General features: G+C 69.8%; 14 protein-coding genes and 1 pseudogene. 11 read left to right on the top strand and 4 right to left on the bottom strand.

From position 1 onward, the window contains the following. The first annotated feature begins 651 nt into the window (after positions 1-651). The 3 genes from pdhA to ABD207_RS08475 are packed head-to-tail and all read left to right on the top strand — an operon-like array spanning position 652 to position 4283. The gene (pdhA, locus tag ABD207_RS08485) at positions 652-1839 is read left to right on the top strand and encodes a pyruvate dehydrogenase (acetyl-transferring) E1 component subunit alpha (RefSeq protein WP_344011288.1); all 1188 of its coding nucleotides are present in this window, start codon (positions 652-654) and stop codon (positions 1837-1839) included. Between the two features lies 1 nt (position 1840). Continuing rightward, the gene (locus ABD207_RS08480; RefSeq protein ID WP_344007034.1) at positions 1841-2818 is read left to right on the top strand and encodes an alpha-ketoacid dehydrogenase subunit beta; all 978 of its coding nucleotides are present in this window, start codon (positions 1841-1843) and stop codon (positions 2816-2818) included. Between the two features lie 10 nt (positions 2819-2828). After that, positions 2829-4283 carry a dihydrolipoamide acetyltransferase family protein gene (locus tag ABD207_RS08475; RefSeq protein ID WP_344011286.1) on the top strand — a complete coding sequence of 485 codons (1455 nt, stop codon included), beginning with the start codon at positions 2829-2831 and terminating at the stop codon, positions 4281-4283. Between the two features lie 96 nt (positions 4284-4379). Here ABD207_RS08475 and ABD207_RS08470 read toward each other — a convergent pair whose 3' ends face one another. Further along, the gene (locus ABD207_RS08470; protein WP_344011285.1) at positions 4380-4982 is read right to left on the bottom strand and encodes an RpnC/YadD family protein; all 603 of its coding nucleotides are present in this window, start codon (positions 4980-4982) and stop codon (positions 4380-4382) included. A gap of 461 nt (positions 4983-5443) precedes the next feature. Between ABD207_RS08470 and ABD207_RS08465 the strand changes: the two genes are divergently transcribed. Then, a complete protein-coding gene (locus ABD207_RS08465; protein ID WP_344011284.1) occupies positions 5444-5932 on the top strand; it encodes an LURP-one-related/scramblase family protein in 489 nt (162 codons plus the stop codon). 30 nt (positions 5933-5962) lie between these two features. Here the strand turns inward: ABD207_RS08465 and ABD207_RS08460 are convergent, their stop codons facing one another. Continuing rightward, on the bottom strand, positions 5963-6760 hold the full coding sequence (locus ABD207_RS08460) for a carbon-nitrogen family hydrolase (protein WP_344011282.1): 798 nt from the start codon (positions 6758-6760) through the stop codon (positions 5963-5965). A gap of 183 nt (positions 6761-6943) precedes the next feature. Between ABD207_RS08460 and ABD207_RS08455 the strand changes: the two genes are divergently transcribed. Beyond that, positions 6944-7768 carry a maleylpyruvate isomerase family mycothiol-dependent enzyme gene (locus tag ABD207_RS08455; RefSeq protein WP_344011281.1) on the top strand — a complete coding sequence of 275 codons (825 nt, stop codon included), beginning with the start codon at positions 6944-6946 and terminating at the stop codon, positions 7766-7768. 124 nt (positions 7769-7892) lie between these two features. Here the strand turns inward: ABD207_RS08455 and ABD207_RS08450 are convergent, their stop codons facing one another. Next, on the bottom strand, positions 7893-9197 hold the full coding sequence (locus tag ABD207_RS08450; protein ID WP_344011280.1) for an MFS transporter: 1305 nt from the start codon (positions 9195-9197) through the stop codon (positions 7893-7895). Continuing rightward, positions 9194-9847: a GntR family transcriptional regulator gene (locus tag ABD207_RS08445; RefSeq protein WP_344011279.1), complete on the bottom strand. Its 654-nt coding sequence runs from the start codon at positions 9845-9847 to the stop codon at positions 9194-9196. Before ABD207_RS08445 ends, ABD207_RS08450 begins: the two co-directional genes overlap by 4 nt. Positions 9848-10102: 255 nt before the next feature. On the opposite strand from ABD207_RS08445, the gene ABD207_RS08440 reads away from it, so the two are divergent. From ABD207_RS08440 to ABD207_RS08415, 6 genes and pseudogenes are all read left to right on the top strand, one after another. Further along, positions 10103-11005, top strand: coding sequence for a D-alanyl-D-alanine carboxypeptidase family protein (locus ABD207_RS08440; protein WP_344011277.1), 903 nt, complete (start codon positions 10103-10105; stop codon positions 11003-11005). A 198-nt stretch (positions 11006-11203) separates the two neighbouring features. Then, positions 11204-11638: a WXG100 family type VII secretion target gene (locus tag ABD207_RS08435; RefSeq protein WP_344011275.1), complete on the top strand. Its 435-nt coding sequence runs from the start codon at positions 11204-11206 to the stop codon at positions 11636-11638. Positions 11639-11712: 74 nt separating this feature from the next. After that, entirely contained in the window at positions 11713-12030 is a 318-nt protein-coding gene (locus tag ABD207_RS08430; protein ID WP_344011273.1) for a WXG100 family type VII secretion target, read from the top strand. Continuing rightward, a complete protein-coding gene (locus ABD207_RS08425; RefSeq protein ID WP_344011271.1) occupies positions 12030-13952 on the top strand; it encodes an RNase A-like domain-containing protein in 1923 nt (640 codons plus the stop codon). The genes ABD207_RS08430 and ABD207_RS08425 overlap by 1 nt, the downstream gene beginning before the upstream one ends. Before the next feature lie 15 nt (positions 13953-13967). After that, the gene (locus tag ABD207_RS08420) at positions 13968-14702 is read left to right on the top strand and encodes a hypothetical protein (protein WP_344011270.1); all 735 of its coding nucleotides are present in this window, start codon (positions 13968-13970) and stop codon (positions 14700-14702) included. Positions 14703-14722: 20 nt separating this feature from the next. Beyond that, positions 14723-14950 (top strand): annotated as a pseudogene (locus ABD207_RS08415) (RNase A-like domain-containing protein); the annotation flags it as partial. Positions 14951-15032: the final 82 nt, after the last annotated feature.

Raw genomic sequence — 15032 nt, 5'->3', positions numbered from 1 at the left:
CCGGCGCTTCGGGGCCGGCACGCCGAGCTGGTCCGCCGCTCGGGCCTTCGGGCCTGGCACCGTGCGCTCGCTCAGACCCGCCGGAGCTGGGGGCTCCCGTCCCGCCCGGCTCCTCCGCGCCCCCGCACCCCGAGCTCGATCCGATCAGCCCCGCCCGGCCGCGTCCGGCCGGGTGGTTCGGGGGTTCCGTGTGTCGTCGTGGGCGGCGGTTCCAGGCACCGCACAGTTTGCTGGGATTTCGCAAGGCGGTGTCCATATTCCGGACCCCTCGTGACCTGCGTCTCGTCACGGAACGTATGATTTGTATACGCAGCGTCACCAGGAGTGTCCGCCCGTACGGATCGTCGGCTCTTCCCGTGCCCCGGTTCTCGGGATAACGTGCCGTTGCTCCGGCCTCCTGCAAGGCTGTGACCAGCGCGCCTTCCCCGCTTACCCGATTTACTTGGAAATCCAAGCAAAATCGCAGGTCAGAGGGGGTTTCACAGAAATGTGCCGCACTGGGTACGGTGCATAGAGCAGGGCGCTCGCCGGGGCACCTGTCACGCCTGCTCCCGGCCGAGTGGCACCCACCCCGTGCCCGGTGGTCGAGAAGCAGGTGAGCCGCACTGGCCTACCGGCAACCCCGGGGGCCGGACCGACGGAGGAGCACAAGTGACCGTGGAGAGCACTCCCGCGCGCACACCGCGACGCAGCGCCGGGAGCAAGGCCGGCACCACCGGCACCAAGCGCACCACCCGCACCACCAAGAAGAGCACCGAGCCGGCTCTCGTCCAGCTGCTGACGCCCGAGGGCAAGCGCGTCAAGAACGCCGAGTACGACCAGTACGTCGCCGACATCACGGCGGAAGAGCTCCGCGGCCTGTACCGCGACATGGTGCTCACCCGTCGCTTCGACGCCGAGGCCACCTCCCTGCAGCGCCAGGGTGAGCTGGGCCTGTGGGCCTCGCTGCTCGGCCAGGAGGCCGCCCAGATCGGCTCCGGCCGGGCCCTGCGCGACGACGACTACGTCTTCCCTACCTACCGCGAGCACGGGGTCGCCTGGTGCCGCGGGGTGGACCCGACGAACCTGCTCGGCATGTTCCGCGGTGTGAACAACGGCGGGTGGGACCCCAACAGCAACAACTTCCACCTCTACACGATCGTCATCGGCTCCCAGACCCTGCACGCCACCGGCTACGCCATGGGCGTGGCCAAGGACGGCGCGGACAGCGCGGTCATCGCCTACTTCGGCGACGGCGCCTCCAGCCAGGGCGACGTGGCAGAGGCCTTCACCTTCTCCGCGGTCTACAACGCCCCCGTGGTGTTCTTCTGCCAGAACAACCAGTGGGCGATCTCCGAGCCGACCGAGAAGCAGTCCCGGGTGCCGCTGTACCAGCGCGCACAGGGCTACGGCTTCCCGGGCGTGCGCGTGGACGGCAACGACGTCCTGGCGAGCCTGGCCGTCACCAAGTGGGCCCTGGAGCGGGCCCGCGCCGGTGAGGGCCCGACGCTGATCGAGGCGTTCACCTACCGCATGGGCGCCCACACCACCTCCGACGACCCGACCCGCTACCGCGGCGACGAGGAGCGCCAGGCCTGGGAGGCCAAGGACCCGATCCTGCGCCTGCGCCGCTACCTGGAGTCCAAGAAGTACGCGGACGACACGTTCTTCGAGGAACTCGAGAGCGAGAGCGAAGCGTTGGGCAGACGAGTACGCGAAGCCGTCCGTGCCATGCCGGACCCGGACAGCTTCGCCGTCTTCGAGAACGTGTACGCGGACGGACACGCGCTGGTGGACGAGGAACGCGCGCAGTTCGCCGCCTATCAGGCGTCGTTCGCGGACGCGGACGGGGGTAAGTGACATGGCAGAGAAGATGGCCCTGGCCAAGGCGATCAACGAGTCGCTGCGCCGCGCGCTGGAGACCGACCCGAAGGTCGTCGTCATGGGCGAGGACGTCGGCAAGCTCGGCGGCGTGTTCCGGGTGACCGACGGCCTGCAGAAGGACTTCGGGGAGAGCCGTGTCATCGACACCCCGCTCGCCGAGTCGGGCATCGTCGGCACCGCGATCGGCCTGGCCCTGCGCGGCTACCGCCCGGTGGTGGAGATCCAGTTCGACGGCTTCGTCTTCCCCGCCTACGACCAGATCGTCACCCAGCTCGCCAAGATGCACGCGCGCTCGCTGGGCAAGGTCAAGCTCCCGGTCGTCGTGCGCATCCCCTACGGCGGCGGCATCGGCGCGGTGGAGCACCACTCCGAGTCCCCCGAGGCGCTGTTCGCGCACGTCGCCGGCCTGAAGATCGTCAGCCCGTCCGACGCGTCCGACGCGTACTGGATGATGCAGCAGGCCATCCAGAGCGACGACCCGGTGATCTTCTTCGAGCCCAAGCGCCGCTACTGGGACAAGGCCGAGGTCAACACCGAGGCCATCCCCGGCCCGCTGCACACCGCGCGGGTGGTGCGCGAGGGCACCGATCTGACGCTGGCCGCCTACGGCCCGATGGTGAAGCTCTGCCGTGAGGTCGCCGACGCGGCGGCCGAGGAGGGCCGCAACCTCGAGGTGCTGGACCTGCGCTCGGTCTCCCCGATCGACTTCGACACCGTCCAGGCGTCGGTGGAGAAGACGCGGCGTCTGGTCGTCGTCCACGAGGCCCCGGTGTTCTTCGGCTCCGGCGCGGAGATCGCCGCCCGCATCACCGAGCGCTGCTTCTACCACCTGGAGGCCCCGGTGCTGCGGGTGGGCGGCTACCACGCCCCGTACCCGCCGGCCCGCCTGGAGGAGACCTACCTCCCGGACCTGGACCGGGTGCTGGATGCCGTCGACCGCTCGCTGGCGTACTGAGGAGAGGGTCGTGACGACGATGACGAACGCGCCCGTACGCGAGTTCAAGATGCCGGACGTGGGCGAGGGCCTCACCGAGGCCGAGATCCTCAAGTGGTACGTCCAGCCCGGTGACACCGTCACCGACGGGCAGGTGGTCTGCGAGGTCGAGACGGCCAAGGCCGCCGTCGAACTGCCCATCCCCTACGACGGCGTGGTCCGCGCCCTGCACTTCCCCGAGGGCACCACGGTGGACGTGGGCACGCCCATCATCGCGGTGGAGGTCGCCGGCGGGGACGCCCCGGCCGAGGAGGCGCCCGCGCCTGCCGCGCAGCCGGAGCCCGCGCCCGCCGCCGAGGAGCCCGAGTCCGAGGGGTCGGGCCGCCAGCCCGTGCTGGTCGGCTACGGGGTGGCCACGTCCTCCACGCGCCGCCGCCCCCGCAAGCAGCCGGCCGCCCCGTCGCCGGCCGCCGCCGCGGTCCAGACGGAGCTGAACGGCCACACACCGGCCGCTCCGGCGCCCGCGCCCGCGGCCCCGGAGCCGGTGGCTCCCCAGGAGCGCCCGCTGGCCAAGCCGCCCGTGCGCAAGCTGGCCAAGGACCTGGGCGTCGACCTGGCCACGGTCACCCCGACCGGCCCCGGCGGCATCATCACCCGCGAGGACGTCCACGCGGCGTCCGCCGCGAAGAGCGCGGCCACCGCGGTCCCCGAGGCCGAGCCCCAGGCCCCCGCCCCGGCGCCGGCCGCCGCCACCGCCCAGGCGGCCCCGGTCTCGTACGACGCCGCCCGTGAGACCCGCATCCCCGTCAAGGGCGTCCGCAAGGCGACCGCGGCGGCGATGGTCGGCTCGGCGTTCACGGCGCCGCATGTCACGGAGTTCGTGACGGTGGACGTGACGCGCACGATGAAGCTGGTCGAGAAGCTGAAGCAGGACAAGGAGTTCGCGGGCCTGCGCGTGAACCCCCTGCTGCTGATCGCCAGGGCGCTGCTGGTCGCGATCAAGCGGAACCCCGACATCAACGCCTCGTGGGACGAGGCGGCCCAGGAGATCGTGGTCAAGCACTACGTCAACCTGGGCATCGCGGCGGCCACCCCGCGCGGCCTGATCGTGCCGAACATCAAGGACGCCCACGCCAAGACCCTGCCGCAGCTGGCCGAGGCCCTGGGTGAACTGGTGTCCACCGCACGCGAGGGCAAGACGTCCCCGGCGGCGATGCAGGGCGGCACGATCACCATCACCAACGTCGGCGTCTTCGGCGTCGACACGGGCACGCCGATCCTCAACCCCGGCGAGTCCGCGATCCTGGCGGTCGGTGCGATCAAGCCCCAGCCCTGGGTCCACAAGGGCAAGGTGAAGCCCCGCCAGGTCACCACCCTGGCCCTCTCCTTCGACCACCGCCTGGTCGACGGCGAACTGGGCAGCAAGGTCCTGGCGGATGTGGCCGCCATCCTGGAACAGCCGAAGCGCCTGATCACCTGGGCGTGATCACCTCGGCATAGCAGCAAGGGAGGGCCGGAGCCGCGCACACGTGTGGCTCCGGCCCTCCCTGCATGCCGGGGCCTTGCGGAACTTGGGGGACTGTCAGACGTCCGTGAACAGATCCTCCGCCCGCTGCACGGTCCCGGCCCGGTCGAGCCAGTCGTTCACGACCTCGAGGTCGGTGCAGGAGCCGATCCGCTCACGGACCTCGTCGGAGACGGGGATGCCGCGAACTTCGAGCACTCGCAGGACGCCTTTGGCCTCCCCGAGCGCCGTGCCCTCTGCTTTGCCCTCCGCCTTGCCTTCCAGGTAGGTGTCCTCGAACAGCGTCCGGTGTCCGGGGAAGTGGGTGATGACGTTCCGCACCAGCGTCCTCCATTTCGCCTTCGTGGGGGTGTTCTCGAGGCCGATCTCCACCACCTCGAGCCAGTACTCGGTGAGGTGCGGCGTGAACGACATGAATCCACGGGCGACCGTCTCCAGTATGGCCTCGACGCGGCGGTCCTCGCTGTGCACGATGGCCGCGAGCGCTGCCAGGGCCGGCCGCTGAGCCACCGCCGACTCGTCGGTGAAGAACGGGACGGTCTGCGGACCCAGGACGAGCGGCCGGGTGACCTGGGTGGTCCAGGGACCGGCCGTGCAGGCGAAGGGGCCCATCGCCCAGGCCGCCGTGCCGGCGTCCCGGCAGACGGGCACCAGCAGCACCGGCAGGTCGTACTTCGCCTGCAGGTAGGCGACGTAGTACGCCCAGCTCTTCGCCTTCTGCGGGTCCTTCTTCGTCTGCGCCTCGATGGCGACCAGGAAGTGCTCCCCATGGGCGGCTCGTAGGCGAGGACGGTGTCCACCCGGCGTTCCAGGGGCCGGACTTCGGTGGCGTCGGGGGAGAGCGCGCCGAAGTCCTCCTTCGAGGGCGGGGGCAGCCCAGTGCCTCGAAAACGGGTGCGAGGGCCTCCGGGTGGTCGTGGAAGAGCCGATGGGAGGCCTCGTGTGTCGATGTGACCATGGCGCCAGCCTGGGGCGGTCAGGGCGCTTGCGGCTGGCATATGCGGGTCGCTTCACCTGTTCGAGTGCAGCAGGAACGTTCAGATCGGCGGGGCGAGTGGTGGGCTGGGCCTGTCGGGCTAGTGGGTGCGAATCGGGGTGAGGGGCGGGGAAGCCCTGGGTGCATGAGATTTCTGGTGCGCGACCGGCTCCTCGGTATCGGTGAGGACTACTGGATCGAGGACGACCGCGGCAACAAGGTCTACCTCGTCGACGGCAAGGCCATGCGGCTGCGGGACACCTTCGAACTGAAGGACACCCAGGGGCGCGTGCTGATCGACATTCACCAGAAGATGCTGGCGCTGCGCGACACCATGGTGATCGAGCGGGACGGCGAGCCGCTGGCCCGCATCCGGCGCAAGCGGCTCTCCCTGCTGCGCAATCACTACCGCGTGTACCTGGTCGACGGCACGGAACTCGACGTCAGCGGCAAGATCCTGGACCGCGAGTTCGCCGTCGAGTACGACGGTGAGCTGCTCGCGGTGATCTCCCGCAGATGGCTGACCATCCGGGACACCTACGGCGTGGACGTCGTACGGGAGGACGCCGACCCGGCGCTGCTGATCGCCGTGGCGGTGTGCGTGGTGCACCTCGCGGAGAAGGGGGACGACTAGGAAGCAGCCCTGGCCCAGGGGTGTCTGCGGTCAGTGGCGCTCGGGGGGTTCCAGGCCCAGGACGCGGTCCTTGAGGGCGGGGAAGCGTTCGCGGGTGCCGGCCACCGTGGCGGGGTCGAAGTCGACGGTCAGGACCTCCTCGCCGGGGCCGGCCTGTGCCAGTACCTCGCCCCACGGATCGACCACGATCGAGTGACCCGCCTGCGGAACCCCCGCGTGCGTCCCGGCCGTTCCACAGGCGAGCACGAACGCCTGGTTCTCCACCGCCCGCGCCTGAGCCAGCAGCGTCCAGTGCGAGCGCCGGCGCTCCGGCCAGCCCGCGGGCACCACGAAGGTCTCGGCACCGGCGTCCACGAGACCGCGGAAGAGTTCGGGGAAACGGAGGTCGTAACAGGTGGCCACGCCCAGCGTGGTCTGCGGCAGACGCACCGTCACCAGTTCGTCGCCCGCCCCCATCAGCACGGCCTCGCCCTGGTCGAAGCCGAAGCGGTGGATCTTGCGGTAGGCGGCGGCCAGCGCGCCGGAGGGGGAGAAGACGAGAGAGGTGTTGTAGAGCGGACCGTCCGGGTCGCGCTCGGGGATGGACCCGGCGTGCAGCCATACGCCCGCGTCGCGCGCGGCCTTGGCCATGGCCTCGTAGGTCGGGCCTTCGAGGGGTTCCGCCTCGGTCCCGAAGGCCTCGTAGGCGAAGGCGCCGGTGGTCCACAATTCCGGCAGGACGACGAGATCGGCTCCCGCCTGATCCCGTACCATCCCCGCGACCCGAAGCCGGCGTGCTTCGACCGATTCGTCCTCGTTCACGGCGACTTGGAGCAAGGATGCGCGCACAGTACCACCGTCCTGGCATTCGACCCGTACCCACGGGCCTACGATCGTCACACGAAAGCACTGCCGGGGTGCCTCTCCGCAGCGTAACTTAGCCTCCCGAGACACCCGCCGAGTGCAGCCACCGCCCACAGGCAACGCCGCCATCACCTGCCCGTGTACCAACCGCCGAGGGGTCCCAGTTCCGTGAGTCTGCATCCCACCCTCCAGCCCTACGCCGACGCCTGGACCCATTCCATCGAAGCGATATCCGAGCTGGTCCAGCCGCTCCCGGAGGCCGACTGGAACCGGAGGACGCCGTGCCCGGGGTGGTCGGTGCGGGACATCGTCTCGCATGTCATCGGCCTGGACTGCGAGATGCTCGGCGACCCGCGCCCCATCCACACGCTGCCGCGGGACCTGTTCCACGTCACCACCGACCACCAGCGCTACATGGAGATGCAGGTCGACGTCCGCCGCCACCACACGGCGCCGGAGATGACCGCCGAGCTCGAGTACACGATCATCCGCCGCAACCGCCAGCTGCGGAACGAGTCGCGCGACCCGGGCACGAAGGTGCGCGGCCCGCTGGGCACGGAGCTGACGCTGGAGGAGGCGATGCGCCGCCACGCCTTCGACGTGTGGGCGCACGAGCAGGACCTGCGCACGGCGCTGGGCAGCCCGGGCAACCTGGACTCCCCCGGCGCGCACGTCGCCCGTGACGTGCTGCTGGAGGAGCTGCCGCGCGTGGTGGCGGAGAAGGCCCAGGCGCCGCGTAGCTCCGCCGTCGTCGTCGACGTGCACGGCCCCGTCGAGTTCCTGCGCACGGTCCGCACCGACATCCAGGGCCGCGGCACCCTGGAGACCGCGCCCGCGCTCGGCCCCGCCGTCACCCTCACCCTCGACTGGGAGACCTATGTGCGCCTGGCCTGCGGCCGGGTGACACCGGAGGCGGTCCAGGACCGGGTGAAGACGGAGGGCGACGCCGAGCTGGCGGCGGCGATCCTGAGCAACTTCAGGGTCACCCCGTAGCCCGGAGTCCGTGGCCCGAGGGCCCCGCCTTCCCGGCACAGCTGCCGGGAGCGGGGCCCGCCCGGGTCAGGAGGCCGGCGGGAGGACGAGGCTTGGACGCCTGCGCGCCGCCGGCGGATCCGCCTCAAGCGGGCACGTGCACCGTCTCCACCCGGCTCGCCACCAGCCGCTCCTCCCGCCGCGCGGCACGCCGCCGCAGCCGCAGAATCTGGCCGACCCCGAGCGCCTGGAGCACGAACACGGAGGAGAACGCGACGACGTAGTCGTCCCCCGTGGCGTCCAGCAGCACCCCGATGGCGAACAGCGTCGTCATGGAGGCCAGGAAACCGCCCATGTTGGTGATGCCGGAGGCGGTGCCCTGCCGCTCGGGCGGGTTCGCCGGGCGGGCGAAGTCGAAGCCGATCATCGAGGCCGGACCGCACGCCCCCAGCACCGTGCACAGCACCACCAGCAGCCACATCGGCGCCGCGTCGCCGGGATACGCCAGCACACCGGCCCACAGCAGCGCGGTCGCCCCGACCGTGCCCAGCGCCAGCGGCAGCCGCGCCGCGTGATGCCGGGCCACGACCTGCCCGTAGACGAGTCCGACGACCATGTTGGACAGCACCACCAGCGTCAGCAGCTCACCGGCCGTCGCCCGGCTCAGCCCCTGCGCCTCGACCAGGAACGGCATGCCCCACAGCAGCAGGAACACCATCGCCGGGAACTGGGTGGTGAAGTGCACCCACAGCCCGAGCCGCGTCCCCGGCTCCCGCCAGGCGGCGGCGATCTGCCGCCGGACGTAGGCGGCGCCCTGGTGCGGGACGCGCTCCGGTTCGTGGCCCTCCGGGTGGTCCTTCAGGAACAGCAGGGTCAGCACGAACACCACGGCACCGGCGAGCGTGCTGCCCGCGAACGCCGCGGTCCAGCCGAAGCCGTGCAGCAGCCGGGACAGCACCAGCGTGGAGACCAGGTTCCCCGCCATGCCCACCAGACCGGCCAGCTGCGCCACCAGCGGCCCGCGCCGGGCCGGGAACCAGCGGTTGCCCAGCCGCAGCACGCTGATGAACGTCATGGCGTCGCCGCAGCCGAGCAGCGCACGCGCGGCGAGCGCCATGCCGTACGACGGGGAGAGCGCGAAGCCGAGCTGACCGATCGTGAACAGCACCGACCCCATGGCCAGCACCTTCTTGGTGCCGAGCCGGTCGACCAGCAGGCCGACGGGTATCTGCATGCCGGCGTACACCAGCAGCTGCAGGATGGAGAACGTCGACAGGGCGGAGGCGTTGACCTCGAAGCGGTCGGCGGCGTCCAGCCCGGCCACGCCGAGCGAGGTGCGGAAGATGACGGCGACAAAGTAGACCGAGACGCCGATGCCCCACACCGCGAGGGCGCGCCTGCCGCCGGGGGGATCACCGGGCAGCGATCCGGTGGAACCGGCGCTGCTCATCGCACCTCCCCCCGCGCCAGGTGGGAGAACCAGCTCACATGCCGGTGCACGGCCGCGACGGCCGCCTCGGCGTCGCCCTCGCGCAGCGCGCGCAGGATCTGCTCGTGCTCGGTGAGGGTCTTGGCGATCCGGTCGGGGTGGGAGTGCATCACGGCGACGCCCATGCGCAGCTGGCGGTCGCGGAGCTGGTCGTAGAGGCGGGAGAGGATCTCGTTGCCGCCGCTGCGCACGATCTCGGCGTGGAAGCAGCGGTCGGTGACGGAGGCGGCGGCGAAGTCGCCGGCGGCGGCCTGCTCCTTCTGCCGGGCGAGCAGTTCCTCGAGCCGTTCGACGAGGCCGGGCGGGGCCGGCACGGCCTTGCGGGCGGCGTGCTCCTCGACCAGCAGCCGGGTCTCGACGACGTCGGCGATCTCCTGCGCGGAGACGGGCAGCACCAGGGCGCCCTTCTTCGGGTAGAGCCGGAGCAGCCCCTCGGCCTCCAGCCGCAGCAGCGCCTCGCGCACAGGGGTCCGCGACACCCCCACGGCCTCGGCGAGCTCGCCCTCGGTGAGGAGGGTGCCGCCCTCGTAGCGGCGTTCCAGCACGCCCTGTTTGACGTGGGTGTAGACGCGTTCGGCGGCGGGCGGTTGTCTCACGGCGGCCAGGCTCATGCCGACAGGATAGATACAACACGTACGCGTCCTTGCGTCCGTTTCACCATGCGGACGTCAGGCACCCCAGGACCTGACCGGGGTCTCTTGTCGTTCTCCTCTTGTCGTACTCCTCTTGTCGTTTTGCGAGATCCGCGCCTGCCGGTGCACAACCATCCGCCCGAGGTGTGCGTCGGATACATGCGGCCCCGGTATGCGGCCGCTCCTCAACTGGGCCGCAGAGTAGGGCCATTCACGGTAATCGGGGTATTTGACTTGAAGAACGGCATTTTGGGTATCCGCCTCAGCAGAGCCGCCGGCGTCGCCGTGACCACCGGCGCCGTGCTCGCCTCCGGGGCTCTTTACGCGGCGCCGGCGCAGGCCGCCGCGAAGGCTCCCTCGATCGTCGCCAAGGGCGGCTACGTGATGAACAACGCGAACGGGAAGTCGCTGTTCACCAAGGCCGCCGACACGCGTCGCTCCACCGGCTCGACGACGAAGATCATGACCGCGAAGGTCGTGCTGGCGCAGAAGAACCTGAACCTGGACAGCAAGGTGACGATCCAGAAGGCGTACAGCGACTACATCGTCTCGAGGAACGCCTCCTCCGCCCGCCTGATCGTGGGCGACAAGGTCACCGTGCGCCAGCTGCTCTACGGCCTGATGCTGCCGTCCGGCTGCGACGCGGCCTACGCGCTCGCCGACAAGTTCGGCTCGGGCACGACGCGTTCGGCGCGGGTGAAGTCGTTCATCGGCAAGATGAACGCCGAGGCGAAGAAGCTGGGCCTGAAGAACACCCACTTCGACTCGTTCGACGGCATCGGCAACGGCAAGAACTACTCCACGCCGCGCGATCTGACGAAGCTCGCCAGCAGCGCGCTGAAGAACTCGACCTTCCGCTCGATCGTCAAGACGAAGAAGTACACCGCGAAGACCATCACCAAGACGGGCAGCACCCGCACGATGGCTCCGTGGGTCAACACCAACACGCTGCTCAACAGCTACTCCGGCACGATCGGCGTGAAGACCGGTTCGGGCCCGGAGGCCAAGTACTGCCTGGTCTTCGCCGCCACCCGGAACGGCAAGACGGTCGTCGGCACGGTCCTGGCCTCCTCCTCGGCGTCCCAGCGCGAGACGGACGCGAAGAAGCTCCTGAGCTACGGCTTCGGCAAGATCTGACCCCAGGGGCACGCGCCGGCGCACACGCGAAGGGGCTCACCGCCAGGTGGGCCCCTTCGCCGTGCCGGGGCCTCCCTCGAGCGTCCGGCGACTCGCCGCCCTGCCTGCCCTGCTCCGGCCGCGCCCGTACGCCTGTGCGTAAGATCCATGAACGACAGGGGACTTGAGTCCGCGGTGTCACGGGGGGCGAGGTAGGGCATGGCAGAGCCCGGGCAGTCGGGCGGCGGGCAGGGAGGCGGTCCTGACCTGCGCGCGTCCTCCCAGAAGCTGACCAAGCTGGCCGACGACCTGGACGACATGCAGGACCACCTGGACAAGCAGGTCAGGCGCATGGACGCGCTGGTGGACCGCATCGAGGCGGGCTGGCAGGGGCCCGCGGCCAGGACGTACCGGGACTTCCACCGCGCCGCGGCCGAGGACGCCGTACGCATCCGCGAGGTCATGAAGCACCTCGAGCAGGCCGTACGCATGAGCCGCGACGGCTTCTCGAAGGAGGACCTCGGCGTCGTCGCCCGCATCCGCCAGATCCAGGTGGACGTCGCCGGCGAGGTCGACAAGCTCTCGACGCCGAACACCGACGCCGCGTCACGGCCGCCGGCCGGGCCGTCGCGCAGCAGTCTCGAAGCGTACTGAGCGCACGGAAGCCTCAGTTCGTACCGCATTGGTACCGAGTACCGAGCACGTCCCACAGACACCGGGGGAGAAACATGCCCAGCGGGAACAGCCCCGCCGACGACCACATAGCGGTGAAGTTCACGACACTCCAGGAACTCGCCACCGAACTCGAGGACATCCTCAAGAAGCTCAACGAGAAGCTGGAGGACCTGTACGACCGTGTCGAGCCGGTCGTCCTGTCCTGGAGCGGCGAGGCCCGTGAGGTCTTCGTCGAGAAGCTCGACGAGTGGGACCGCTCGGCCCAGGACCTCGAGGCCGCCCAGAAGTGGCTGCACGAGTACGTCACCACGGGTCACACGAACTATGCGGCGGCCCACCAGGCTGTGCTGAACGGCTGGGGGGCCGGCTGATGGCGACGCCGCCGCCCCCGCGGCCCAGCCCGTCGGCCACCCCGCCCGCGGGTGACGTCGAGCCGGCGCCCAGCCGGCCCGGCCCGGAGCCCGAACCGAGCCCCGGCACGTCCCCGGACCCCGACTACGAACCGCCGCCCCCGCCGCCGACCGGGCCCGACGGCCGCCCGTCACAGGCCCGCCGCAAGTGGGAGCGCGAGCAGCTCAGGCAGCCCGCTCCGGGCAGCGGAAGCGGCTTCGACGTCAAGCCCGCGCATCTCTACTACACGTCGGCGCTGATCCGTGACGAGCAGTTCACGTTCCACCAGGCCGCCACACAACTGGTCGAGAACGTGGACCACCGGCAGGCGGCCGGCAAGGGGACGGGCGCGGACGACTTCGCGGCGGCCTACGCGGAGGTGGCCAAGAAGTTCCTGGAGGTGTGGGCCAAGGGCATCCAGAGCATCGGCGGCGTCGCGGTGGGCCTGACCGACACGGCCAACACCTATGTGGCCGCCGACTGGCACTCGCGCGGCATGTACGGGCCGCCCCCGCGCCGGGATGCCCCGATCGGGGTCGGCAAGGTCTCCTACGGACCCGTCGCCTCCATCAAGTGGACCGGCACCGGGGACGGCACGGACACGGAGTTCCTGGCCGGCATCGGTGAAATCCCGGACTTCATCGCGGACTTGATCAAACCCGCGGTCGAGGAGGGGCTGCGGCTGGGCAAGACCCATGAGATCACGCCCGGCGCCGACACGGACAGCCTGCGCAGCATCGGCAACGCATGGGAAGCGGCAGGCAAGGCGGCGCAGAAGTCCGCGGACAGCTTCGCCGGCCGCATCGGGTACCTGACGGACGGCAGCAACGGCGAGTGGCAGGGCGCCATGAACTCCTTCTGCCAGTCCATCTGGGGAACCTCGGCCTGGGGCGGGCGATGGACCGAGGCCGGCGACGCCGTGCCTCCCAGGCAGCCGGGCGGTCGCGACTGGCGGACGAACCCGTCGGTGAAACCGGAGGACCGCCGCCCCGTCATCGAGGTCCTGATGAAGACCGGCGATGCGATGAAGCGGGCCTTTCACGACGTGGCGGACGCCGCCGAGAAATGCCGGAAGACCACCGAGCGGCTCGCGATGGAGGCCACCAAGGCGACGGTCAGGCACTTCGCGCCGGACGGGTTCGGCTGGAGCGAGATGACCAGGCTGGCGGCGGTTCTCACCTTTGCCGAGATCGTGACGGTCTTCCGCTCCCACATGGACAAGTCCGGTGCCGACAAGGCGGTGGAGGAGTGCCACAAGGCGTTCCACGAGGGAGCCGGACAGCTGCGCAAACTCCTGCCGGAACTCCAGGAGGCCTGGCTCAGCGCCCCCACGTACAAGGCGGAGGAGGCACGCGCGGAGGCGTTCGGAGCGCGGGCGCTCAACGAGTTCAAGCGCGAGCACAAGTGGAGCACCCCGGGAGACGCGGACCGCGGCGTCTACCAGGTCGATCTGGCGTCCACGGAGTGGCTGGACAACGCCCACACGGTCAACAAGCACGTCGGCCTGGACGACAACCAGCTGGCACAGCGGCTGAGGGACGATCTGAAGAAGCCGCCGCGGCCGGGAACCGAGTGGCCCCACGGGCAGCCGATGGTGGCCGAGGCCTCTTCGTTCAAGGACCTGGAAAGGGCGCAGAGGATGACCCAGTACAACATCGACCAGAACGAAGAGCAGATCCGCACCTGGCTTGCCGACCCCAAGAGAAAGCGACGCCTGGACATCTTTGTCGAGGAGACACCGTTCGGTGCCAGCGGCAGAAGCATCAACAAGAACGAAATCAAGAGCGACCCCTTTCCGGCCGGAAAGGCGAAGGACGTACACGGTGTCGAGACGCGTCTCGTCTACAACGAAGACCTCGATCCACCCTTCATTGTGCTCACTTCGATGCCCAGAGATCTCTGACGCTAGGATGGCAGCATGACAGACCGGGAACACGTCGACTACTGGACGCTCCAGGGTGCTCGCGCACTTCTGGACCGTTACGACGGCTGGAGCCGGAGAATTCCGGACGACCCGGCTCGCTGGCAGCATGAACTGTTCCCGCGTATTCGTGGCATTCAGAATGCTGAGTCGGACGGCGGGCGAACTCTCCGGGAGATCGCCTACCAATTGCGGCTGGCTGCTGACCTGATGGAGGAATCTCCGGAGGGCGCCCACCCCGCGCTCAAGCGAATTCCCCGTGCTGCCGCCGAGGAACGCACTTCGGATGTGTGGCGGGAAATCGCCGAACACCTGGAGAACTGGAACGATCGCGTCGACCGCAGCACCTACTTCGACACTCCTCTGACGACACGAGAATTGCTGCTGCGCTTCCCGAGATTCCGTCAGATTCTCCCGATCTATTTCGGGCAGGACGGCGTTGCGGTCAGCGATGACATGCAGGGTGCCACCACGGAGGAGGGCATCCGCATGTACATCGAGGAGACCCACCCAGGCTGCCCTTGGGATCTGCCGAGTGTGGTCTCCGAGTGCTATCAGGCCATCGCCATCTTCCACTCGGAGGAGCAGATGGATCGGTTCTTCTCGGAGATCATGGGGGGCGGATCAGGAGGGTCCGACGATTTCGTCGACTTCTTCCCCCTGTTCGCCCGCCTGTGCATCGAGCACCTGCGGGAGGCCCACTCCCCCCTGTGGCAGCCTGAGCGGACCTGACGCCCCGAAGAGACGGACAGATGCGCACCCGAACCGCCACCTACCCCGACCGTGAGACCGCTCAGTGGGCCACTCAGCAGGTCGTGAACGCCAACGAGCAGCTCATTCACCGCTGGCTCGCGCAGTCCACCCGCTCCCGGCTGACCATCGAGGCGTCCTGGCCGTCCCGGCCCGAGCCGGTCGGCCGTGTGCTGCTGCAGGCGATGGCGCTGGCCGGCCGTGACCCGGTGGACGTCCGGCACCCCAGGACCTGACCGGGGTCTCTTGTCGTACTCCTCTTGTCGTTTTGCGAGATCCGCGCCTGCCGGTGCACAACCATTCGCCCGAGGT

It is taken from the genome of Streptomyces thermospinosisporus (assembly GCF_039526425.1).
Classification (GTDB): Bacteria; Actinomycetota; Actinomycetes; order Streptomycetales; family Streptomycetaceae; genus Streptomyces; species Streptomyces thermocarboxydovorans.
The sequence above is the reverse complement of the archived record's forward strand: the minus strand, read 5'-3'. Positions and strand labels throughout refer to the sequence as shown.